Genomic DNA, 25,788 nt, shown 5'->3' on the forward strand with positions numbered 1-25,788 from the left:
CCATGGCCCGCTTTTCTTTTATATAAGATTAAATTATTTTACAATAATTTTAGCTGTCTTAAACGTACTTGGGTTTTCACTTCCTAAACGGATAATGTAAACTCCCGAAGCCATAGCACTCATGTCTAATGTCATACCAAAACCGCTGTTTCTTTTTGCAACAGGTTTATATGTTAATTGCTGACCAAGTGTATTAAATACTGCAATAAATAAACGTCCATCATAATTTGTAGTAAAATCAATATCAAAACGGTTATTATCTAAAGTACTCACAACAAGTCCTCCATTATCAATTGCTTGCTCTTCAGCACTTAATGTACCAGTGATATTTGCTGTGTAATCATTTGTTCTACCAAATTGTAAGTCATCACAAGGATCTAATACATCTCCTGCTGTACTTTCATCTTCACCTCTAAGTCTCATTCTGTGCTCTCCTGGTGTTACTGCTGGAACATTTTCAAAATCTACAGTAAATGCAAAATCACTATTTGCAGTAGCTACAAAATCATTAGCAACTAATTCTTCTGTTTCAAAAACACCATTATCATTAAAGTCGATCCATAATGCAAACACAGAGTCATTAAAGCCCATCTGTAACACACCTTCAAAAGGATTATCTCCTAAAGGAAAGTTGAATACTATATCTGAATCATCGCTATAACCTGCTGGAGAATCACCACAGTTTGTTATTATATCTTGATCTGCTAATGCAATCTGCGTTACACCATCATCAAATCCTGCACAGTCAGATGTAGGCTGACAAATATTATTTTGTATTGTTACACAAGTTGTATCGTTTGAAGCATCTGCATCATCAGGTAGATTTGTTGATGCACAAAGATTATACTCTTGAAAAGCAGATAAATCTACTGTTTGCGAAAATGTATAATCAACTGTTTCTCCAGAAGTAATTGTTCCTGTAAACATTTCTGTTGTTACTGCTCCATCTAAATCAAAAGACACTTCAAAATTTGATTGATCGGCAGATCCAAAATTCTCAATAGTAATAGTTACAGGTTCTGCATCAGAAAGGTTTTCTCCAGATTCAGGAGCAGTAATTGCTATAACTCCTAAATCATTTTCAAATAAATGCTTCACTAATTCTGTGGTACAGTTATTACCTTCAAATTGATCTCCATCTACATTAGTACAAGCTGTAACATCATATGTTTGGCCTTCTGTAGATAAATCTATTGTTTGCACAAACGTATAATTTACAGACTCTCCTGGTGCAATTGTACCTGTAAATGTTTCATTAGCTACTTCTACTCCATCAACACTTAGTACAACAGGAATATTAGATAGTTCTTCTGATCCAAAGTTTCTAATTTGTACTTCTATAGTTTCTGCATTTGTTAAAGTTCCATCAACTGGAGAAATAATATTACTTATTCCTGCATCAACTTCAAATCCTCCAGAAATTCTAAAAGCAGCAATACGAGTAGTCCAAAAGTTATTGGATGTAAAATACTCTGCTATATGCCAAAATGTAAAATTATCTGGATCCATTGATAATTGTGAGTAATCACCAAATCTATTAGTAGTTGTCTGTACTCCTACTCCTTCTACAATAGTCTCTTCTGGAATTGTCATCATTCCTAATTCATCATCTACAAATCTTCCTGTATATGCTATACCTACTGGCGTATCTGGTCCACCTACATTAAATGCTAAACCTATATTACCTTGAGCGTCTATTGCTCCACTACCCATAAAACGACTATTCCCATCGTCTGGTGCGTATGTTCCTTCTTGATAAACAGTCCAATCATCAGTATCATTATCGCGTAATTCAATCCAACGAACTCCTGCAACTGAATTATCCCCTTCAACATCTACATTAAAGGTTACTAACCAAGAATTATGATCTGCAAAAGGTCTGTAATGGGCAGCGTAAGAAATAACACCTGTAATCATATCAATACGTTGTCCTGTTCCTGGTTGTTGTAATTCTCCAGAACCAAAAGGCGCTAAAAATGAATCAAAAGGTGCTACAGGAATTTCAAGTGGATCTGATACTGTTGAGTTTCCAGGAGTATCAAAATCAATATCAAGTTCCCATACTTTTAAATGGTCAAAAGCTGCTCCCCAGCCATCATCCTGTAAATATGTAATATATCCTGGCGTTGACTCATCAAACTCAGTTCCTAAAAGGTATGCTGGTTCAGGACTAAAAACTGTATTTGGATTAGCAATTACACCTGGTAATGTAAATCCTAAAATTTGAGGGTCTGCGCCCCCAGCAAGCATTACATCTCTTTCAAGAGCAAATACATTCTGACCTCCTTTATTGGCAGTCAAATAGTATGCATCATGCCATACGGAATAATGAGGATAATCAGGAAAAGAATCTAATGAGAATTCGTATAAGAAATATGCTCCAGTTGGGTCTGGTGTTTCAGATATAGCGATTGCTAATCCATTTGTTCCTACATTAAATTGACTTACAAACCAACGATCTTCTAATTGATCATACATAATAATTGGATCTCCACTATTTTGGCCATCTCCTATAAAGTTACCTAAACTAGTAGGGCCTGCTAATGTGTTTCCATCTTTATCAAAAACCTCTATTGCAAGATTTACACCACTTACATAGTGATTTGGTCCTACAGCTCCAGAAGGGTCTGGTGGTGTTGCTTGTCCTTCACTTGCATTTGGTCCATCAAAATTAACTTCTAAAGTACGATTTTGAGTTGCAAAATTTAAGGCAGATTGCCTGATAGGATCTCCATCTAGAGGAAGTGCGTTTTCAGTAACATACCCATTTACAGGGAAATTATTAGGTACAATTCTGTATTCTGATTTACCTTCAGGAGCCCCTGTCATAAGAGGGAAGTCTCTTAAAGGTATCGTTTTACCAAGGTAAGTACCTTGTCCAATTGACTCTGGTGCCGTAGCATCTTGAGCAAATAAGCTAAGCGAGGCAAATAATGCCAACGCAAATAAAATAGTTTTTTTCATAAAGTGTAGTTTTCTATATTTAAGAACAACTAAGATATTGATTTTCCTACTATATAAGCTATATATTAATTCAATTACTCTTAGAAAACATAAATAACTATAAAAAAGACACTTACATAAACAAAAAAAGCGGGCATTGCCCGCTTTTTTAATAGTATACTACTATTTATTTCACTAATATCTTCTTAGTTTTAAAACGACTAGATCCAGTTGTCATCATTTTAACAAAGTAAACACCTGAAGATACATTAGACATATCTAATGCTACATTAAAAGTATTTCCTTCCCTAAGTACTTGTTTGTACTTTAACTGCTGTCCTAGTGAGTTATAAACTCCTATGAAAATATTTCCTTCTAATGTTGAAGTTAATTGAACATCAAAGTTTTCGTTATCTAAAGTTGAAACTGTGAATTCTGAATTTGCAAATGCAATATCATCTACTCCTAATGTATCATCAATGATTACTGTGTAATCTTGAACTTCACCAAAAGCAAAATTAGAACAAGCTTCATTGATATCTCCTGCTGCAGAAGTATCTATTGCTTTTGCTCTCAAAATATGACTTCCAATTGTAGAACCTACTGGTATTACTAAACTAAAGTCTTCAAGGACTCCTACTTCTTGGAAAAATTCGCCAGCTATTAATTGTTCTGAATCTTCAAAATCTCCGTTATCATTAAAATCAATCCAAACTGATAATGCTTCAACTCCTGGTCCACCAGCCCAATTCTGCTGTGCTTGTAACACATACTCATTTTGTCCAGCTACATTACTTAATGTTGTAGATAGATCTGTTCTGTTAGCATATCCTTGAGGACTACTATCTGGTTCAGTATTACAACCGTTACCTCCATCGTCTACATTAATGGTATTTAACACAAATTGCTTTATTCCATCTACATTACATCCATTAGTAGACTCAGGCATACATATATTTAATAATTCAATACTTGATTCATCATTAGATGGATCTTGGTCTCCTGTTAAATTTGTTCTAGACACAATAGTATGTGTTCCAGCTACAGAGATATCAGCCTGTGTAGTAAATGTATAGCTTACTGTTGAGTTAGCAGGAACATTCCCCGTAAATGTTTCTACTACTGGAGCTTCAGAATCTAAAATATATTGAACCTCAAAGTTAGATTGTGCAACACCTCCAAAGTTTGTGATATTTATTGTTACATCTTCTACTCCTAACATTCCTGATACAGGAGAAGTAATTGCAGTTACTCCTATATCATCTGCAAGTAAGTGTGTTACTTCGGTAGATGAATCATCATTTACAGTTTGTTGATCACCATCTAATAATGTACTTGCAGAAACTACATAAGTCTGACCTTCTACATTTAAATCTAATGTTGCTGTAAACGTATAATTTACAGATTCTCCAGCTGCTATCGTCCCTGTAAATGTCTCATTAGCAATAAGAGCACCATCTAATCGTAATTCTAATGGAATATTAGACTGATCTTCTGTTCCAAAATTTCGTATCATTACTTCTACAGTTTCTGTATCTGTCAGATCTCCTGTTACTGGAGAAACAAAACCATTTACACCTACATCTGTAGCAAAACCTCCTGAAAGACTAAAAGAAGCTATTCTTGTTGCCCATACATTATTTGATGAAAAATATTGCGTTGTATGCCAAAAAGTAAAATCATTTGGATCTAATGTCATATGTGCATAATCTCCAAAACGGTTTGAATTTGTTTGAACACCAGGTCCATCAAATATTACATTTTCTTCTACTGTCATTTGTCCTAAAGGATCACTAGCAAAGCGACCTGTATGACGAATTCCTACAGGCATATCAGCACCACCTATGTTATATGCTAATCCTATATTACCTTGAGCATCCATAGCTGCACTACTCATAAAACGACTATTTCCATCGTCTGGTGCATACGTACCTTCTTGGAATAATGTCCATGTATTATCTGCATCTGTATTACGAAGTTCTATCCATCTAATTCCTGATGTATCATTTCCATCCACATCCACATTAAAGGTAATTAACCAAGAGTTATGATCTTCAAAAACTCTAAAATTTGCCATATAAGATATAATACCTCCTTGACCAGCTAACTCTTGTCCAGTACCAGGCTGATCTATTTCACCAACTCCAAAAGCTGCAAATAGAGAATCAAATGCATCAACTGGAATTTCTTGAGGCGTAGCAGAAATTGTAGAGTTTCCAATATCGTCCCAATCAATAACAGCTTCCCAAATTAATAATTGATCTGTATCTATTGTTCCGTTCCAAGAATCATCCTGTAAATAGATGAAGTAACCTGGTGAATTTTCTGGTAAAGCAAAACCTGTTAAGTTTGCAGATGCTGCACTAAAAATTGTAGTAGGGTTTGCAAACTGCCCTGTAAGATTAAGACCTACAAGTTGTGCATCAGGATCTCCTGCTAACATAGCATCACGTTCTAACACAAAAACTTCTCTAGGATTAAATCCACCACCACCACCAGCTCCATTGGTAGTAAGGTAATAACCATCTGGCCATACAGAATAATGAGGATAATCTTCAAATTGACCATTAAGTATTTCATAAAGATTATAAGCTCCTGCTGGATCAGATGTTTCTGAAATTGCTACTAGTAAGGATTGTGCTCCTTGTCCAAATTCACTTACTAACCATCTATCTGCTAGTTGATCATATAAAATAATTGGATCTCCACTATTAGAAGGATTCCCTAAGAAGGTTCCTAATGCAACAGGTCCAACTTCTAAATCACCATCTTTCGAAAAAATAGCAATTGATGAGTTAACTGCCTGTACATAATGGTTAGGTCCAACTGCACCAGTAGGATCAGGTGGAAGAAATCCTGTAGCTCCTATTCCTGTAAAATTAGCTTCAATAGCATCAGGAGCTAAAAGTGGCCCCATTTCTCTTTGTATCGTAGCTTCAGGATCAGACTGACCTTCTACTAAATTATCAAAAGAACCTTCATAGCGGTTAGGAACTATAATAAGTTCATCAACTCCAAAATTTCCAGGCTCTTGAGTTTGTAGATCTCTAAGCGGTTGTGTCTTTCCTTTAAACACTGCTTGTGCCGTCTGACTAGGACCGTTAGTTTCTTGTGCAAAAACCCCTAAACCTAAAAAGAGGATTGCAATAAATAATAATTGTTTTTTCATATAATTGGTATCTTTCTTATAATAACAACCTAAAGATACAATTTCCTACCTAGAATTATACATTCTTTATAACACATCTACTTATTTGTAAAATGAATACCTACATATTAACATATCTATCATAAAGCTGTTTATAATATCTATGAAGCAATACCATATTCATCGTGTTTATTTTACTTAAAAAATGTAAATTTGCGCCTTAAAATAACAACACATACTTACCTGTATGATTTACTTCTTCGGAAATCCAAAAGAAACTGTATTTACAGTTCAAAGCAATCAAGATTTAACACAAGAAGATAGCCTAAAGCTAGTATGGCTTTTTGGCAATCAACCTAAGATAGAAGCGTCCATTATAGACGCTTTTTTTATTGGTCCAAGAGCAACAATGATAACACCTTGGAGCACAAATGCTGTTGAAATCACTCAAAACATGGGGATTAAAAATATCATTCGTATAGAGAAGTTTTCTTCCTCAACAGAAGATGATATTTCTTTTGATCCTATGATTTCTCAAAAGTATACAGCACTTAGCCAAGATATTTTCACTTTTGATATAGCGCCAGAATCTATCTTAGAACTTGATGATATAAGAGCCTATAATGAACAAGAAGGGCTTGCTTTAAGTGAAGAAGAAGTTATCTATTTAGAAGAGGTTTCTAAAAAAATAGGACGGAAGCTTACGGATTCAGAAGTTTTTGGGTTTAGCCAAGTAAACTCTGAACATTGTCGACACAAGATATTTAATGGAACTTTTGTGATAGATGGTGAAGAAATGCCTTCTTCTTTATTTAAACTCATCAAAAAGACATCTGCTGAAAATCCTAACACTATTGTATCTGCCTATAAGGATAATGTAGCATTTACTGAAGGTCCTCGTGTTACGCAATTTGCACCAAAAACTGCTGACAAACCAGATTTCTATCAAGAAACAGAATTTGATAGTGTTATTTCGCTTAAAGCAGAAACTCATAATTTCCCTACTACGGTTGAGCCTTTTAATGGTGCTGCTACAGGATCTGGTGGTGAAATTAGAGATCGACTTGCAGGAGGAAAAGGGTCTTTACCACTTGCAGGTACAGCCGTATATATGACGCCATATTCAAGACTTTTGGAAGATAGACCTTGGGAACAAAATATGCCGGCTAGAAACTGGTTATATCAAAATCCAATAAACTTATTAATTAAGGCCTCTAATGGAGCATCAGATTTTGGAAATAAATTTGGACAACCTTTAATTACAGGATCTGTACTGACTTTTGAACATGAAGAAGAAGGACGCAGGTTAGGATACGATAAAGTGATCATGCAAGCAGGCGGTATAGGATATGGGAAAAAAGACCAAGCCCTTAAAGACACTCCTAATAATGGAGACAAAATAGTTATCCTTGGAGGAGAAAACTATCGTATTGGTATGGGTGGAGCTGCTGTATCATCTGCAGATACAGGTGCTTTTAGCTCTGGTATAGAATTAAATGCTATACAGCGTTCTAATCCAGAAATGCAAAAACGTGCCGCAAATGCAATTCGTGGTCTTGTAGAAAGTGAAGAAAATCCTATCGTATCTATACATGATCATGGAGCTGGAGGTCACTTAAATTGCCTTTCTGAGTTAGTAGAAGAAACAGGAGGTCATATAGATTTAGATAAGCTTCCGGTAGGAGATAAAACACTATCTGCAAAAGAAATTATAGGAAACGAGTCTCAAGAACGTATGGGACTTGTGATCGGAGAAAAAGATATGGAGACACTTAAACGTATTTCAGAACGTGAACGTTCTCCAATGTACGAGGTGGGAGAAGTCACCAATGATCACCGTTTTGCATTTGTTAGCAAAACTACTGGAGAATCTCCAATGAATCTCGCTTTAGATGATATGTTTGGGAGCTCTCCTAAAACAGTAATGACAGATACAACGATTCATCGTACATATAAAAACCCAAGTTACCAGTTAGAAAACTTTCATGACTACTTAGAGCAAGTATTACAATTAGAAGCAGTTGCCTGTAAAGATTGGCTTACTAATAAAGTAGATCGTTGTGTAGGAGGTCGTGTTGCCAAACAACAGTGTGTCGGTCCATTACAACTCCCTCTTAATAATGTAGGCGTGATGGCCTTAGATTACAAAAGCACAGAAGGTATTGCTACCTCTATAGGGCATTCACCAGTAAGTGGTCTTATTGATCCTGTTGCTGGAAGTAAAAACAGTATTGCTGAAGCCTTGACAAATATTGTATGGGCACCTCTTACAGATAATTTAAAATCTGTAAGTTTATCTGCAAACTGGATGTGGCCATGTAAAAATGAAGGAGAAGATGCTCGTTTATACAAAGCGGTACAAGCTATTTCTGACTTTGCCATAAACTTAGGAATTAATGTCCCTACAGGAAAGGATAGTCTTTCTATGAAGCAAAAATATCCAGATGGAGATGTGATTGCTCCTGGTACGGTTGTTATTTCTGCTGCTGGAAGTTGTAATGATATCAATAAAATAGTTGAACCAGTATTCAAAAAAGGAGGAGGAAACATTTACTACATTAATATGTCTCAAGACACCTATAAGTTAGGAGGGTCAAGTTTTGCGCAAGTATGCAAAACAATAGGTAGTGAAGCACCTTCTGTTGTAGATGATTCCGCTTTCGCGAAAGCGTTTAATACAATACAACATCTTATAAAAAGTGATTTGATTTTAGCAGGACATGACGTGGCTAGTGGCGGATTGATTACTACGCTATTAGAAATGTGCTTTGCAGACACTGAATTAGGGGCAACTATAGACCTTTCTAATCTAGGAGAACAAGATCTTATCAAAGTACTGTTTGCAGAGAACGCAGGTATCGTATTTCAAGCAAAAGATGCTTCTGTAGAAACGATCCTATCAGAACAAGGAATTCCATTTTCAAACATTGGAACAGTCACACAATCAGATACATTAGAAATAAAAAATCATGGTGTAGAACTTGGTCTTACCATCTCTTCTCTAAGAGATACTTGGTATACAACATCTTATTTATTAGATAGTAAACAAACAGCAAATAATCTCGCTAAAGAGCGTTTTGACAATTATAAGCTACAACCACTACGATATATACTTCCTGGCCATTTTACAGGAAAACTTCCACAAATAGATGCTAGCAAACCTCGACCAAAGGCTGCTATCTTAAGAGAAAAAGGAAGTAACTCTGAAAGAGAAATGGCAAATGCTATGTATTTAGCTGGTTTTGATGTAAAAGATGTTCACATGACCGATTTAATATCTGGAAGAGAAACATTGGAAGATATTCAGTTTATAGGGGCTGTTGGTGGTTTTTCTAATAGCGATGTACTAGGATCTGCAAAAGGATGGGCAGGAGCTTTCTTATATAATGAGAAAGCTAATAAGGCTTTAAAAAACTTTTTTGCTAGAGAAAATACTATGTCTATCGGGATTTGTAATGGATGCCAATTATTCTTAGAACTAGACCTCATTAATCCTGAGCATGAAAAATTAGCTAAAATGACCTATAATGATTCCAAAAAACACGAAAGTAGTTTTACAAGTGTCACCATTGGAAATACAAATAGTATCATGATGTCTACTTTAATAGGTACTACATTAGGTGTATGGATAAGTCACGGAGAAGGTAAATTTAACCTTCCTATGGAAGAGTGGCATTATAAAATAGTAGCAAAATATGAGTATGCAAATTATCCAGCAAACCCTAATGGCTCTGATTATCACACTGCAATGCTTTGTGATGTAACAGGAAGACATTTAGTGACAATGCCTCATATAGAACGCTCTATATTTCCTTGGAATTGGGCACATTATATAGATGGAAGACGTGACCAAGTATCTCCATGGCTAGAAGCATTTGTAAATGCTCGTGAATGGATTGAACAAAATAGTTAAAAAATGTAATTTACAGGTAGGAAATCCTACTACTAAATTGTTTTTATACTATACTATAATTAAATCTCCCTGAATTAATGAAAAAAATCTACTTGATTGTATTCTTACTTTCTTTTTTTGCTTTAACAGCTCAAGAGAAATTAGAAACATACCAGCGTGCTAAAATATCTTTTAATCAAGATAGTGACCTATTCAGGTTACAACAACTTGATATCCCTGCTGACCATGGAATTAAGAAAAAAGACCACTTTATTATTTCAGATTTTTCTATTAGTGAATTAGAACGTGCTCGTGTAAACGGATTTCAAGTTGAAGTACTTATAGAAGACATGAGAGCGCACGCCGCTGAACAAAATAGATTAAATACTCCTTTACAAAGAAATGCAACTTGTAGTGAAGATACAGGAGCAACCTACCCTACTCCTGAAAATTTTAATTTAGGTTCTTTAGGAGGATATATGACGTATCAAGAGTTTCTTGATGAGTTAGATGATATGCATGATTTATATCCTAATCTAATTACTGCTAGAGATGGAATAAGTGATTTTTTAACAGAAGGACAAACAGATACTTCTGTAACACCATCTATAGGAGGTAATCAAATTGAATGGGTGAAAATTAGTGATAATCCAAATGAATCCAATGAAGGTGAAGCACAGATACTATATACAGGTATACATCATGCTCGTGAATTTGCAACACTTTCTGAGTTAATCTTCTACATGTGGTATCTGTTAGAAAATTATGAAACTGATACTGAAATACAAAGCATCGTAAACAATACTGAACTTTATTTTGTTCCAGTAGTAAATCCTGATGGATATTTATACAACCAAGTATTAGACCCTGTAAATGGTCAAGGCTTCTGGCGTAAGAATAGAAAAAATGGGAATGGAGTTGATAATAACCGTAACTATGATTACCATATTAATGGAGATCCTAATAACGGATCTTGGGGAGGACCAGGCGCTTCTGGAAACCCTAACTCTGATGTTTATCATGGGCCATCTGCATTTTCTGAAGTAGAGAACCAAGCGATTAAGTGGTTTGTAGAACAACACAACTTTGTAATTGCATTAAATAACCATTCATTTGGAAGGTTATTGTATTATCCATTTGGGTATGCAGATGTTGCAACACCAGATGATGCATTGTATCAAGGAATAGGAGCCGAATTAACTTCTCAAAACGGTTATAATCCATTAAGAGATTCGCCATTTTCTGGAGATAGTGATGACTTTATGTATGGTACTGTAGGAACACATGATAAAATATTTGCATTTACTCCAGAAATAAACAACTCTTTTTATCCAGCTTCAAACCAAATTGAAGATATTGCTAGGGAGATGATGTTTACCAATCTTACAGCTGCAAAAATGACCAATAATTTTGCAACATTATCAGATACTTCTGCACTATTTATTGATTCTACAACACCAGACGCATCTTTTAACATTAGAAGATTAGGCATTAATGGATCTGGAAACTTTACAGTAAGTATCAATCCTGTATCTACTAATATCACTACTGTAGATAGCCCAGTGACTTTTTCCGGACTTGCTACTTTAGAAGATCAAGATGGCACTATAGGGTTTACATTATCAAATACTATAACAGCTGGTGATACTGTAGACTATGAACTGGTTGTAAATAACGGTTCTTTTGATACCTCTATTTTTATTTCTAAGATTTTTGGAGAATCAGAACAAGTGTTCTTTGATGATGGGAGTAGTTCTACAACAAACTTTGAGACAAATGATTGGGGAATAACAGACGATTTCTTTGAGTCGGCACCAACTTCTATCACTGATTCTCCAAATGGAAATTATAGTAACGACGAGAATTCTTCTATCGTAATAAACACTCCTGTAGACTTAACAGATGCATTGTCTGCTTCTGTTTCTTTTTATGCGAGATGGGATATTGAAAACACTTGGGATTATGTTCAATTTGAAATCTCAACAGATAATGGTACTACTTGGATTCCTCAGTGTGGTAACTTCACCTCTGCAGGTACAAATATTCAACCAGCTGGAGAACCATTATATGATGGAACACAATCTGATTTTGTATTAGAAGAAATTTCCCTGTCTGATTATCTTGGTGAAGAAATTATTGCAAGATTTCAGTTAGTTTCTGATGATCAAGTACGAAGAGATGGGTTTTACTTTGATGATCTAGAATTTCTAGTAGTAAACGAAGAGGCTTTATCTGTAGGAGAAAGTATCCTTGAAGGTTTTACTGTTTTTCCAAATCCAGTAAAAGATATTTTAACAGTGCAAGCACCACAAGGACCATATACAACTACCATATATAACATTCAAGGACAACGTGTATCTGAGACAACAGAACATACAGGAAGTGCACAGCTAGATTACAGTAAGTATGCAAATGGAATTTACTTTGTAAAAATAGCTTCTGATAACGCTCTTAAAACTATTAAGGTTATTAAAGAATAATTTATCATATATCATTTAAAAAAGGGTCTACGTATTGTTAGACCCTTTTTAGTATTGTTTATTATTCTATTGCTTTAGCTACAAGTATATTATAATCCCTATTGTTAAATAATGTATTATTCTCAAAAATATCCTGCATGATTTTAACATAATCAATAAATAAACCATCATTTTTTCATATTTTGCATTGATAAATTATAGTACATGGAAATTACGAGACTTTTTGATTTCCCATATTACCAATTAGAGAAAAAAAATATCTCTGATTCACTTTGTACAAAGAAAGATGGTGTTTGGGAAGCTACTTCAACTCAAGAATATATAGATAAAGCAAATGCGATAAGTAGAGGGTTATTACGCTTAGGTGTAAAACCTAATGATAAAATTGCTTTAATCTCAATGACCAATAGAACAGAATGGAATATTTGTGATATTGGAATATTACAACTAGGGGCACAAAATGTCCCTATATATCCTACCATATCTATGGAGGATTATGCCTATGTTTTAAATCATTCTGAGTCAAAATATTGTTTTGTTTCATGTGCTGAGGTACATGGCAAAATTGCTGCAATTATGGATCAGGTACCTTCTTTAAAAGGTGTTTATTCATATGATGAGTTAGGTAGCTGTGATAATTGGACAAAAGTATTAGAACTTGGTGCTGATGATAGTAATCAAGATGAGGTTGAAAAACTAAAAAATAATGTAAAAACAGATGATCTAGCAACGCTTATATATACATCTGGTACTACAGGTAAGCCAAAAGGAGTAATGTTATCTCATAAAAATATTGTGAGCAATGCTCTTGCTAGTTCTTATAGACTTCCTATACCTGAAAACGATGTGAGAGCATTAAGTTTTCTTCCGGTGTGTCATATCTATGAGCGCATGCTTATGTATTTATATCAATACATGGGAGTATCTATATACTTTGCTGAGTCACTTGAAACTATAAGTGATAACCTTAAAGAAGTAAAGCCAGTAGTGATGACTGCTGTACCAAGACTCTTAGAAAAAGTATATGATAAAATTATTGCCAAAGGCGCTGACCTTTCTGGAATTAAAAAATCACTTTTCTTCTGGGCTGTAAAAATAGGATTACAATACAAACCATATGGACAAAACGGATGGTGGTATGAGAAAAAACTAGGACTTGCCCGCAAGCTTATTTTTTCTAAATGGAAAGAAGGCTTAGGAGGTAACTTAAAACTCATAGCTTCTGGAAGTGCTGCTTTACAACCTAGGTTAGCTCGTATTTTTAATGCTGCAGAAATGGGCATTATGGAAGGCTATGGACTTACAGAAACATCACCAGTATGTTCTGTAAATGATATGCGTGAAGGAGGTTTTAAAGTAGGTACCGTTGGCAAACTACTACCTGGAGTTGAAGTAAAAATTGCTGAAGACGGAGAAATACTTGTGAAAGGCCCTAATGTTATGATGGGCTATTATAAAGATCAAGAAAAAACAGATGAAGTGATTAAAAATGGATATTTCCATACAGGAGATATTGGAGAAATTGATGACGAAGGGTTCTTAAAAATTACGGATCGTAAAAAAGAAATGTTTAAAACATCAGGAGGAAAATACGTTGCTCCTCAGCTTTTAGAAAACAGATTCAAGCAATCATTATTTATAGAGCAAATTATGGTGGTAGGTGATGGAGAAAAAATGCCTGCAGCCTTAATACAACCTAATTACGAGTTTTTAACAGATTGGGCTGATAAAAAAGGTATAACATATACAAGCCATGCCGATCTTATTGCAAAAGAACGTGTTGTAAAACGTTATCAAAAAGAGGTAGATGAAGCAAATGAAACATTTGCAAAATGGGAAAAAGTAAAACAATTCCGTTTAACACCAGATATTTGGTCTGTAGAAGAAGGTCACCTCACTCCTACCATGAAGCTTAAGCGTAAAGTTATAAAAGAGAAGTACAAGCCTTTATACAATGATATTTATGGCCATACAGAATAATCTCTAAAACACCATATAGCACAACTCCATTGTTTAATTACAATGGAGTTTTTTATTTCTTATAGATATACTTTATACGCTTTCGCAAAAGCGGAAACACAATAAACAACTAAAATCATAGTTATATAACTACAAAAATAGTTGTTTAACTAAAAAAATCGTTATACATTTGAACTATCAATGAATCTTATTAAAAATAGGAGACATCATCAATCAAATTAAGAATCTTTAAAAATTACTGTTTTACGGTGAATACTTATGGAAAAATTAACGAACAAAGAAGAAGAGATCATGCATGCCTTATGGCAGTTACAAAAAGCTTTTGTAAAAGAAGTCATAGCTAGATTACCAGAAGGAAATCATTACAATACGGTATCTACGATTATACGAAATCTTGAAGAGAAAGGATATGTAGCGCATACAGCATTTGGAAAAACACACCAATACTACCCTATTGTTACAATAGAAGCCTATCGTAAACAATTTATGCAAACAGCTACACAAAAGTTTTTTGATAGTTCTTATAAAGAGGTCGTTTCATTTTTTGCAAAAGAAGAAAAGATTTCTGCTTCAGAACTAAGAGAGATTTTAGCAATTATAGAAGACAAAGAAGATAAAGCGTAGTTATCTAGATCGTATTTTCTAACGAGAGAAAATTAACACTTATGGAAACATTCACTTACATTATAAAGAGTATCACCATCCTCTCTATTTTTTATATAATTTACCGTATTGTACTACAAAAAGACACCTTTTTTACAGCAAATAGGCATTACCTATTGACTGGTATTATAGCTGCAATGTTATTTCCTTTTCTAGAGTACACAAAGACAATCTATAAAGATGTCCCTGTAATAGACACACCTATTATTGATGACGTTTCATTTGTAGCAGTTACAGAAAGTATTGTCCAACAAGAATCACAGGCTTTCGTTATAAATTGGTGGCAAGTAGCATTAGTCATATATGGTATAGGCTTTTGTATTATGATGATTCGATTGGGTATACAACTCTTTTCATTAAACAAACTTATCTCATTATATCCTAAGACATATAAGGATGGATATACATACGTACAAATTACAGATAGAACTATTACTCCTTTTTCTTTCTTCAAAACGATTTGTTACAACCCCAATTTACATAGCTCAAAAGAACTCCATATGATCTTAGCACATGAGAAAATTCATGTACGTCAAAGACATACTATAGACGTTTTACTTACACAATGTATACTCGCAATACAATGGCTTAATCCATTAGCCTGGCTTTACAAGAAAAGCTTAGAGCAAAACTTAGAGTTTATAGCTGATAATGGAGCTATACAAGAAGTTACATCATCTAAAGAATATCAACGCACACTGGTTAAAGTCTCATCAACTATAGTACAACCAGCACTTACTAATAATTTTTATCATTCATTAATCAAAAAACGAATCGTTATGCTAAACAAACAAACATCGCGCAAACGCAATTTATGGAAATTAGGCCTTGTCCTACCAGCACTTGCTTTATTTATGTATTCTTTCAATATAAAAGAAGTTATAGAATATCGTGAAGTATCTAGTACTCCAGAAAACGCTATAGAGTCTTCTAGTGAATCTATATCTATACTAGGAGAAAATGTATCACTTATTAAAAATAATAAAAATGCAAATGGCGCTGTAGTTAATAATAAGGCAGTGTCAACTTCAAATGAGCAAAAACAGTTTACAATTACAAATACTACTACTGATGTTTATTTAAAGTCTATAGAAACTTATTTTGCAAAAACTTTCAAGAGTACTTTAATTCGATTTACAAAAGTAAATCACATAGATGACCAACTTGTCAGTTTTGAGTTTCAAACAAAAATGGAAAATGACACTCGTTTCTTTACTCGTTTTTCAATTGATAATACCGAAAGTTTTAATCCTTTTAATTTAATTCCTGTCGCTGAGCACGAAATTCTGATGGCAGATGTAGAAGGAACTCAAATAAAATTTACCCCAGAACAATCAGTTTCAAGATTTACTGAGCAAGAATCAACTACAAGTCAGGAATCAATGGGAGAAAACCCTATATTAGTTATAAATGGAAAAATCATTCCTAAAAATAAGGAGATCTCATATTCATATGGAACGGATCAAGGAATAACAGCACTATTACCTTCTAAAGCAATGTCTTTATATGGAAACAAAGCAAAAGATGGAGCGATTATTATAAATGATCCAAACTATACCACTAAGGTAAATGGGAAGTATATAAATACAGCTAAAACAAATGCAACTGCAAATAAAACAATAGTTGCTACAGCCTTTAAAGTACGTATTACTAAAAATACTACAAACGCAGAATTAGAAACGATCCAAAAAAATCTTAAAGAAAATCATAGTGTCGAAATTGACTACTCTGTGACACGCAATAATAACAATGAGATTACAGGTCTGAAAATAAAATATAAGACTGCAAAAAATAATACTGGGAATTATGCTGTTAGCGGAGATTCACCTATTGCTGACGTATATATATTTGAAGATGAAGATGGCTCTACGGGTATAGGAAATGCAGGTTCTTCTGCAGAGATTATTGAGCAAATGGAAGAGAGACAAGCTTTATTACAAGAACGTTATGAGCAAATGGAGGAGCTACATAAAGAACGTCAAGAAGAAATGGAAGTCATACAAGAAGAGCATAGAGAACGTCGTAGAGAACTTGAAGAAAGAGTTGAGAAACAAGAAGAAAAATATAAAGAGCGTTTAGAGATTCAGGAAAAGAAAATGGAAGAACGTCAAAAAGCAATAGAAGAACGAAGAGCTATTTTGCTAGAGAAAAGAGAAAAAATGAGTGAAGTGCGCCAAAAAGCATTAAAAGAAAAAAGAAAATTACTAGAAGAGAAAAGAAAAGAAATGCATAAAAAGCATATAAAAAATACTCAAGTCGCACAAGGATACAATAATAATAGTCAAAGACTATTCATTACTTCCAGCCCTAATGGAGCGACTCTAAGTACAAACGATGGAGGTGGTTATATTACTTTAATAAAAAGTACGATGACTAATAATGCTATTAAAGATATAGGCGATCATTTCAAAAAGAATAATATTAAATATTCTTATAGTAACCTAAAACGTAACGCAAAAGGAGAGATTACAAGAATAAATGTTCAATTAAAAGCAGCTAATGGTAATAAAACTAAAGCTAGTTTTGGAGATGGAAAAAAAGCAATTCCTATAATATCGTTAGGATTTGTTGAAAAGAAATAAATAAAATTATTGTGTATCAAACGTTAGAACATCAAATAAATATTTATAGTAAATAATAATACTTGGCATTACCTTTGATATAGTATAATAAAACTATAACTCAGATATGATGATACGCAAAATTTTACCACTACTCCTTTTTTCATTTATTTTATTCTCATGTGCTAATGACGATGACGTTATTAATACAGATACTATTGGACAAACATTTGAAATAAGTAATGTAGACTTTATTACAACAGATGGATTTCAAGGAATTGTAAATGTAGTAGTACCTAACAATATTACTGTTTTTCAATCTGATGTTCCATTAGTTTTTGTTCTAGATCCTGTAGCAACTGCTGCAAATGGTGTAGATGTCTTTGAACCACTTCCAAGAAGTTTCTTTTTTAATAACGGCGGATTTGCTCAATACAGATTTAATTTCATTTTTGATGATGCCACAGGTATTTTTGATTTAGACCTTGTTTTAGAAAGTGATGACTTTGATGCTCTAGGAAATGATTTTACTCAAAATCAAATATTCAGAATCGTTATCGTACCATCTGAATTTGCAGAAACACACAACACTGATAATTTAAATACAGTACTATCAGAACTGAATTTAGATTAAAGAAATATAAATTCATTTAAAAACCGCTTTGAAATATTCAAAGCGGTTTTTTTATATTCTGTGCGCACCTCAATTTTTATATTTCTAAAAAATGAGTCAACACTAAAAAAGTATAACCTCTTCTTAAAAAAGACATTTTGATATTAAAAACTATCAAAAAAGTACATTTTTAGCACTTAATTTTTTACAATTTCTACAGGTAAAAAATAATTTCAAAAAGATGAAACTACTGTTTTTAGTGGTTTTTATGACAAAAGTTCCCTAGAGATTTTAAAAACCTTCAAAACACCCCCTTCAATTATTACACATTTTTACAATATATCATTTTTTAAGTTTAAAATAAAAACTTCACCCTAGAGTCAATTAAAAATATTGAAACCTTTTCTATTTTTTTAGTTACAAATCAGTATGCAAACGCATAAAATCTATTGAAAATATTTTGCAGCTTCAAACAAACGCCACTTCTTTGCTATATCAATCAAAAACAACTATTAAAAACTTTTAAAATTATTAATTATGGAAACGCAAGAAATGACAACTAGAAAACATGTAAAAACAAACAAAGTATTAGGAATTTATACCGTATTTATGGTTTCACTATCCATAAGTTACATTATTACTACTTGGGTACAATATGCTGGGTAGCCTAAACATATAAGCATCAAAAATATTTATTAATCACTTAAAACTCACTCACACTCATGGTACAAATTATTATTACCGCTTTAGAAGTTATCTTTGGATAACAACCTGACCACTTCCGTCCAAGACTGATGCATACCTAGGACGTTTCTCACTCACTCGATGATTCTTATGGTTACGCTTTCGCGAAAGCGTATACCTCCTCATCGTACTCATTTAACTAAATTATAGAATACAGCCACATTTGCGACTACATACGCAGAGGAAACTACGTCCTATTTTGAATATAGAACTGACTAGTTTATTGCGTTTTCAAGACTAGTCAATACAAACCTCCTTGCTCTTGATCAGAAATAGGAGGTTTTCTATGTAATATCTTTAGTACTTTTGAAATCAATTTGGCATCAAAATTGAAACTTGATAAAAAAGTCAATGATTATGAAGTACTTCTACACCATACTATGTATATTATTTTTAGTAACTAGTTGCTCATCTGTAAAGAAATCTACCTCTTCAATTCTTAGTGGGAATTATGATCAAGCTATCAGTACTTCCGTACAAAAGCTACGTAAAAATCCAACAAAGAAAAATAAAGAATCACACATCTTACTCTTAGAAGAAGCTTTTGCAAAAGCTGCGCAAAGAGATACAGATCGTATCTCCTATTTACAAAAAGAGGATAATCCGAATACAATAGAAGAAATCTATCAACTATATAAAACACTACATAGAAGACAAGAAATCGTTAAGCCATTATTACCATTACAGTTACAAGAACAAGCTAGAGATGCTGTATTTGATATAAAAAACTATGATAGTGAACTTATCGCATCAAAAAGACAACTTACTGACTTATTATATAATCAAGCAGTGACAGCTTTCTCAACTGCCAATTCTAAAGTAGATTATAGAAGAGTACATAATGATCTAGAATACCTGGATGATTTAACTCCTAACCACAAAGACGTTCATCAACTATTAGAAGAAGCCCATTATAAAGGAACCGATTATATTGAAGTAGCGCTTTATAATGATTCTGATATCTTACTACCTAGACGATTACAAGACGATCTTTTAGACTTCTCTACATATGACCTAAATGACTTTTGGAAAGTATATCATAGTACACCCCAACAAGGAGTTACATATGATTATCTTATGGATGTTTCTTTAAGAGAAATTAATATATCGCCAGAGCGTTTTAGAGAAAGAGAGCTACAAAAAGAAAAAAGTATTAAAGACGGTACAGAATACCTTTTAGACGATGATGGAAACTTTGTAATAGACGAAGATGGAGAAAAGGTGAAAGTAGATAAAATGATTACTGTTCGCTGTTCATATTATGAAGTATTACAAACGAAAGCTGTTAACATTATAGGACAAGTACGTTACACCTCTCAAACTACAAATCAGGTAATTGAATCTTTTCCACTTGCAAGTGAATTTGTTTTTGAACATTACTTTGCTACCTATGATGGAGACAAAAGAGCTTTAGATAACGACTTATTAAGATATACACGTAATAGAGAAGTACCGTTTCCTTCTAATGAACAAATGGTATACGATGTAGGCGAAGATTTAAAACAACGTCTAAAATCTATTATTGTAAAAACGAATATATAAAAAGTACATATAAAAAGGCTACTCATATGAAGTAGCCTTTTTATATTATATCTGTTCAAGTACAGTCGAAAACTACACGATATTATTTTTCTGAAAAGTTTACAAATCTTTCACCTATATATTGTACACTACAAATATTGATGTAATACAGGAACATTGACAGCCCCGTGGCTATCTGCATATACGGCAGTTCCATTTTTTATAACAATCATTTGTGGACTCTGATGAATTACCTGAAAGCGTGCGGCTACTTCATTAGAAACATCACGATATGCTTTTAAATCTAAATAATAAATATCCATTTGAGAAGCATCTATGTCATAAGTAGATTCAATTTGTCTTAATACCATTCGACTTATTCCACAAGTAGTAGAATGTTTATAAATCGCAACAGGTTTTGCTTTAGAATCTTTTGCAATTTTATTAAGTTGGCTGATATCTCTAAGATGTTGCCAAGGAATTTCTGGTTTTGGTTCTTGAGATTCTTTAGATCCAAATAATCCATTAAATATGCCCATATGTGAATTTTTATACAAAAATAGTCGTTTATGGTTTAGTAAGCTTTCGCGAAAGCAAAAAAAAGCTATTCCTTAGTGTCGTATAACGTCAAAACATCATACAAACCAACACATAAGCACGTCAAAAAGTCAGCAACAACAAGGTGTTACGCGCCATTTTGTCGCACAAACTGTATTGGAATAACTATTGACTAGTACTTATCAAAAAATAACTACACATAAATTTTTAGAAGCTATGAACTTCAATAATTTCACTATAAAATCACAGGAAGTCATACAGAAAGCACAACAAATTGTGCAAGAACTGGGACACCAACAAATAGAAAATGAACACATTTTTAAAGCAATTTTAGAAGTAGATGAAAATGTAACACCATTTTTACTACAAAAACTAGATGTCAATATTCCTTTACTAAAGCAAATTTTAGAAAGTACACTTGCTAGTTTTTCTAAAGTATCTGGCGGAGATATGACACTTTCTCGAGAAGCTGGTAGAGCAATAAACGATACTACTATCATTGCAAAGAATATGAATGATGAGTATGTATCTGTAGAGCATATGATACTTGCAATTTTTAAAACAAAAAGCAAGATTGCACAAATTTTAAAAGATCAGGGCGTTACAGAAAAAGCCTTAGCATTAGCCATAGAAGAACTTCGCAAAGGAGAACGTGTTACCTCTCAAAGTGCAGAAGAAACATATAATGCACTAAATAAATATGCAAAAAACTTAAATCAACTTGCAAAAGATGGCAAATTAGATCCTGTTATAGGTAGAGATGAAGAGATACGTCGTATTCTACAAATCTTATCTAGACGTACCAAAAACAATCCTATTTTAGTTGGAGAACCTGGAACTGGTAAAACAGCCATTGCAGAAGGATTAGCCCATCGTATCATAGATGGTGACATTCCTGAAAACTTATTAGATAAACAAATATTTGCGCTTGATATGGGTGCATTAATTGCGGGAGCTAAATTTAAAGGGGAGTTTGAAGAACGACTTAAAGCTGTTATAAAAGAAGTCACCACAAGTGATGGAGATATTGTACTCTTTATAGACGAAATTCATACGCTTGTAGGTGCAGGAGGTGGACAAGGAGCTATGGATGCTGCTAATATTTTAAAACCAGCATTGGCTCGTGGAGAACTTCGTGCTATAGGAGCTACAACATTAGATGAATATCAAAAGTATTTTGAACAGGATAAAGCGTTGGAAAGACGTTTTCAAAAAGTATTAGTAGATGAGCCAGATACAGAAAGTGCTATTTCTATCTTAAGAGGAATTAAAGATAAATATGAGACGCATCACAAGGTTCGTATCAAAGATGATGCTATTATCGCTTCTGTAAAGCTATCACAACGTTATATTACGAGTCGTTTCCTTCCAGATAAAGCCATTGACCTTATGGATGAAGCTGCTGCAAAATTACGTATGGAGATCAACTCTAAACCTGAAGAATTAGATGTACTAGATCGTAAGGTAATGCAACTAGAAATTGAAATCGAAGCCATAAAAAGAGAAAAAGACGAGACAAAATTAAAAAGCTTGCATTTAGAACTATCAGAAATCAAAGAAGCTCGTAATGACATAAGTGCCAAATGGCTTTCAGAAAAAGAAGCAGTAGAAAACGTACAAACAACAAAACAGGAAATAGAAAACTATAAACTTGAAGCTGAAAAAGCAGAGAGAGACGGAGATTATGGTTTAGTTGCTGAGTTGCGATATGGAAAAATCAAAGATGCTCAAGAGCGTCTAGAAGCACAACAAAAGGAATTAGTAACACATGAAGAAACTGCTCTTATAAAAGAAGAAGTTACGAGCGAAGACATTGCAGAAGTAGTCGCAAAATGGACAGGAATACCTGTTACTAAAATGCTACAAAGTGAACGTGAAAAGTTACTTCATTTAGAAAAAGAGTTACATAAACGTGTGGTAGGTCAGGAAGAAGCAATTATGGCTGTAAGTGATGCTGTAAGACGTAGTCGTGCAGGGTTACAAGATCAACGTAAACCCATAGGATCATTTTTATTCTTAGGAACTACTGGAGTTGGAAAAACAGAACTTGCTAAAGCATTAGCCGATTATCTTTTTGATGATGAAAATGCAATGACACGTATTGACATGAGTGAATATCAAGAACGTCATAGTGTAAGTAGATTGTTAGGAGCACCTCCAGGTTATATAGGCTATGATGAAGGAGGACAACTTACAGAGGCCGTAAGACGTAAACCCTATTCTGTTGTATTATTGGATGAAATAGAAAAAGCACATCCAGATACATTTAATGTCCTCTTACAGTTACTAGATGAAGGAAGACTAACAGATAATAAAGGACGTACAGCCGATTTTAGAAATACCATTGTGATTATGACATCAAATATGGGAAGTCATATCATTAAAGAACGTTTTGAAACGATACAAGATATGGATAGTGCCATAGAAGCAGCTCGTGTAGATGTACTAGGCTTATTAAAACAATCTATACGTCCAGAGTTTTTAAATCGTATTGATGATATTGTGATGTTTGCTCCTCTTACAAAGAAAAACATACGAGATATTGTAAAACTACAACTACGAGGTGTAAAGAAAATGTTGAATCAGCAAGGTATTACCTTAGATTCTACACGACAAGCTGTCGACTTTTTAGCAGATAAAGGGTTTCAGCCAGAATATGGGGCTAGACCCGTAAAAAGAACGATACAAAAAGAAGTGTTAAATCAATTATCAAAAGAAATATTAAGCGGAAAAGTAACAACTAGTAGTATTATACTTTTAGATGCATTTGATGATGTATTGGTCTTTAGAAATCAAGATGAATTAACAGGCGAAGAAGAATAATCCCTATACTAATTACACAAAAAAGCACCGATATCGGTGCTTTTTTTATTTATTTAAGTAGCTTAGACCCATAAATCTGATGTTCATATTCATCATAAAACGAAACATAAATCATTCGTATGAAAAAAAATATAGTACACATTATTTGCCTTATAAGCTTCATTATGATTACGAGTTGTAAAGAAGAAAAAACAGTCGTAACACCCATACAAAAAAACGATAAAACGCAACTAAAAAATGATCTTGTAAAGGTGCCTGAAAGTTGGGTTACTGATCGAGTCTCTAAAGCAAAAAACAGATTACAGGCCTCTGCTGCAGGTACTATTGTATGGAATGCTATGGAAGCACATGGAGGTCTTGCAAACTGGTACTCAAAAGGACCTATTGCTTTTCACTTTGATTATAAACCATTAGATGGAAGTACACAACGTAATACATATCAAACGATAGATATGTGGCGTAATATAGCTAGACATCAACATTATGATGACCACTCGCAAGAGTTTGGATGGGATGGTGCTAAAGCATGGACAAAAACAACAGACAGTACAGCTTTTAAATATAATCTTCGTTTTTGGGCTTTAACTCCTTATTACTTCCTTGCACAACCCTTTGTACTTGATGGAGAAGGTGTTATTCTGGAGCAATTAGAAGATAAAGACTTTAAAGACAAAGTTTACAATGTTATTAGAGTAAGTTTTGCTGAAGGGACTGGAGATGCACCTGATGATTATTATGTACTCTATTTTGGAAAAGAAGATCATCAACTTGGTGTAATTCGCTACATCGTATCATATCCTGGATATTTTGAAAAAGGCAAACACTTACCTGAGAAATTTATGGAATTACAAGGAACTACCATAGTAGATGGTATTACTTTAAGTACAGGATATCATACGCACTGGCTACTAGAAAACGAAACACCAGGTGATCATATCACTACAATTACTGTAGATAGTATTTCTTTTCAACCAGATACTAAAAAAGAATATCTTGCAGTCCCAGAAGGAGCTAAAATTCTTAAAGGGTTAAAATAAAATAGTATTTTAACAGTGATTTATGCTTTACGTTCAATTTGAAATTAAAAACCCTGAAAAGTACTATGCTTTTAAAAAAGCATATAAAGTACTTTTTGAGATTAAGCCCAAAGGAGAAAGTAGACCGCTTGACTTTTGGGAAGATATTATTCCTACCTATTCTAAGAAATTTCTAGAGGGATTTTATAAAAAAGAAAATGCTCTCTCAGAGTTAATTAGAGAAGATTTTACTTCTATGGTTAATTACTTAGAATTTGGACTAGATGCAGATTTTATTAACCTCAACATTTTAAATCCAACTACTGGGCAAGTTGACTTTGCGCCATTAGGATTTCCATATGGAGGTATGGATAAACTTCTTGTGTTTTTAAAAGCTTATGACTGTATTCCTAAGGAGATCTATAATGGCTTTTCCGTTTGTAAACTCATCTGGATAGACAAATACACCTATGAAGCAATAGATTTACCAGATAAAACAGAAGCTTATTTGAGTTAAAATAAACAAGTTATAAATAGGTTTAAAAAATTAATTAATCCCATAAAACTAAGATTCCGTCCCTTAATGAATTGGGACTAATGATAAAAAAGTTTAAAACCATATATTTAATTATTAAATACATAACATTTAACTGGGACAAATTAAATGAAACACCTATGAATCATAGATTTACAATTAATTATAAATAAGATGATTATAAAATATTAATATCTCTAAAAAAAATGTTTCAATTTTAGATGAGATATATTAAATTGTATATCCGCTTAATGTCCATTAGCTGTAATACTAGCTATTACTAGCCTATCAAATATTTTTTCTCCGAAATA

At 33.5% G+C, this 25,788-nt stretch carries 14 protein-coding genes; 11 read left to right on the forward strand and 3 right to left on the reverse strand.

Features of this window, described 5'->3' with window-relative positions; genetic code table 11:
- Positions 1-33 precede the first annotated feature (33 nt).
- Together Q1A01_RS14375 and Q1A01_RS14380 are read right to left on the reverse strand one after the other, a co-directional pair.
- Positions 34-2,964, reverse strand: a complete 2,931-nt coding sequence (locus Q1A01_RS14375) for a GEVED domain-containing protein (RefSeq protein ID WP_299682211.1) — start codon at positions 2,962-2,964, stop codon at positions 34-36.
- A gap of 166 nt (positions 2,965-3,130) precedes the next feature.
- The gene (locus tag Q1A01_RS14380) at positions 3,131-6,112 is read right to left on the reverse strand and encodes a GEVED domain-containing protein (protein WP_299682214.1); all 2,982 of its coding nucleotides are present in this window, start codon (positions 6,110-6,112) and stop codon (positions 3,131-3,133) included.
- Positions 6,113-6,338: 226 nt separating this feature from the next.
- On the opposite strand from Q1A01_RS14380, the gene purL reads away from it, so the two are divergent.
- The 8 genes from purL (at position 6,339) to Q1A01_RS14420 (ending at position 20,566) form a co-directional block, all read left to right on the forward strand.
- Entirely contained in the window at positions 6,339-10,004 is a 3,666-nt protein-coding gene (purL, locus tag Q1A01_RS14385; protein WP_299682217.1) for a phosphoribosylformylglycinamidine synthase, read from the forward strand.
- Between the two features lie 77 nt (positions 10,005-10,081).
- Positions 10,082-12,463: a M14 family zinc carboxypeptidase gene (locus Q1A01_RS14390; protein WP_299682220.1), complete on the forward strand. Its 2,382-nt coding sequence runs from the start codon at positions 10,082-10,084 to the stop codon at positions 12,461-12,463.
- Between the two features lie 204 nt (positions 12,464-12,667).
- A complete protein-coding gene (locus tag Q1A01_RS14395; RefSeq protein WP_299682223.1) occupies positions 12,668-14,443 on the forward strand; it encodes an AMP-dependent synthetase/ligase in 1,776 nt (591 codons plus the stop codon).
- 258 nt (positions 14,444-14,701) lie between these two features.
- Positions 14,702-15,067 (forward strand): BlaI/MecI/CopY family transcriptional regulator, encoded by a 366-nt coding sequence (locus Q1A01_RS14400; RefSeq protein WP_299682226.1) that lies wholly within the window; start codon positions 14,702-14,704, stop codon positions 15,065-15,067.
- Positions 15,068-15,108: 41 nt separating this feature from the next.
- Positions 15,109-17,688 (forward strand): M56 family metallopeptidase, encoded by a 2,580-nt coding sequence (locus tag Q1A01_RS14405; protein WP_299682228.1) that lies wholly within the window; start codon positions 15,109-15,111, stop codon positions 17,686-17,688.
- 106 nt (positions 17,689-17,794) lie between these two features.
- Complete coding sequence (locus Q1A01_RS14410) at positions 17,795-18,301, forward strand: hypothetical protein (protein WP_299682231.1); 507 nt, start codon at positions 17,795-17,797, stop codon at positions 18,299-18,301.
- Positions 18,302-18,817: 516 nt separating this feature from the next.
- Complete coding sequence (locus Q1A01_RS14415; protein WP_299682234.1) at positions 18,818-18,946, forward strand: hypothetical protein; 129 nt, start codon at positions 18,818-18,820, stop codon at positions 18,944-18,946.
- A 435-nt stretch (positions 18,947-19,381) separates the two neighbouring features.
- Entirely contained in the window at positions 19,382-20,566 is a 1,185-nt protein-coding gene (locus Q1A01_RS14420) for a hypothetical protein (protein WP_299682237.1), read from the forward strand.
- Positions 20,567-20,694: 128 nt separating this feature from the next.
- Here Q1A01_RS14420 and ytxJ read toward each other — a convergent pair whose 3' ends face one another.
- Positions 20,695-21,084: a bacillithiol system redox-active protein YtxJ gene (gene ytxJ, locus Q1A01_RS14425; RefSeq protein WP_299682240.1), complete on the reverse strand. Its 390-nt coding sequence runs from the start codon at positions 21,082-21,084 to the stop codon at positions 20,695-20,697.
- A gap of 235 nt (positions 21,085-21,319) precedes the next feature.
- On the opposite strand from ytxJ, the gene clpB reads away from it, so the two are divergent.
- The 3 genes from clpB (at position 21,320) to Q1A01_RS14440 (ending at position 25,459) form a co-directional block, all read left to right on the forward strand.
- Positions 21,320-23,926, forward strand: coding sequence for an ATP-dependent chaperone ClpB (gene clpB, locus Q1A01_RS14430; protein ID WP_299682243.1), 2,607 nt, complete (start codon positions 21,320-21,322; stop codon positions 23,924-23,926).
- A gap of 119 nt (positions 23,927-24,045) precedes the next feature.
- The gene (locus Q1A01_RS14435) at positions 24,046-24,963 is read left to right on the forward strand and encodes a DUF6503 family protein (RefSeq protein WP_299682246.1); all 918 of its coding nucleotides are present in this window, start codon (positions 24,046-24,048) and stop codon (positions 24,961-24,963) included.
- 22 nt (positions 24,964-24,985) lie between these two features.
- Entirely contained in the window at positions 24,986-25,459 is a 474-nt protein-coding gene (locus Q1A01_RS14440) for a hypothetical protein (RefSeq protein ID WP_299682249.1), read from the forward strand.
- The last annotated feature ends 329 nt before the right edge of the window (positions 25,460-25,788 follow it).

Source organism: uncultured Dokdonia sp. (assembly GCF_947492815.1).
Taxonomy (GTDB): domain Bacteria; phylum Bacteroidota; class Bacteroidia; order Flavobacteriales; family Flavobacteriaceae; genus Dokdonia.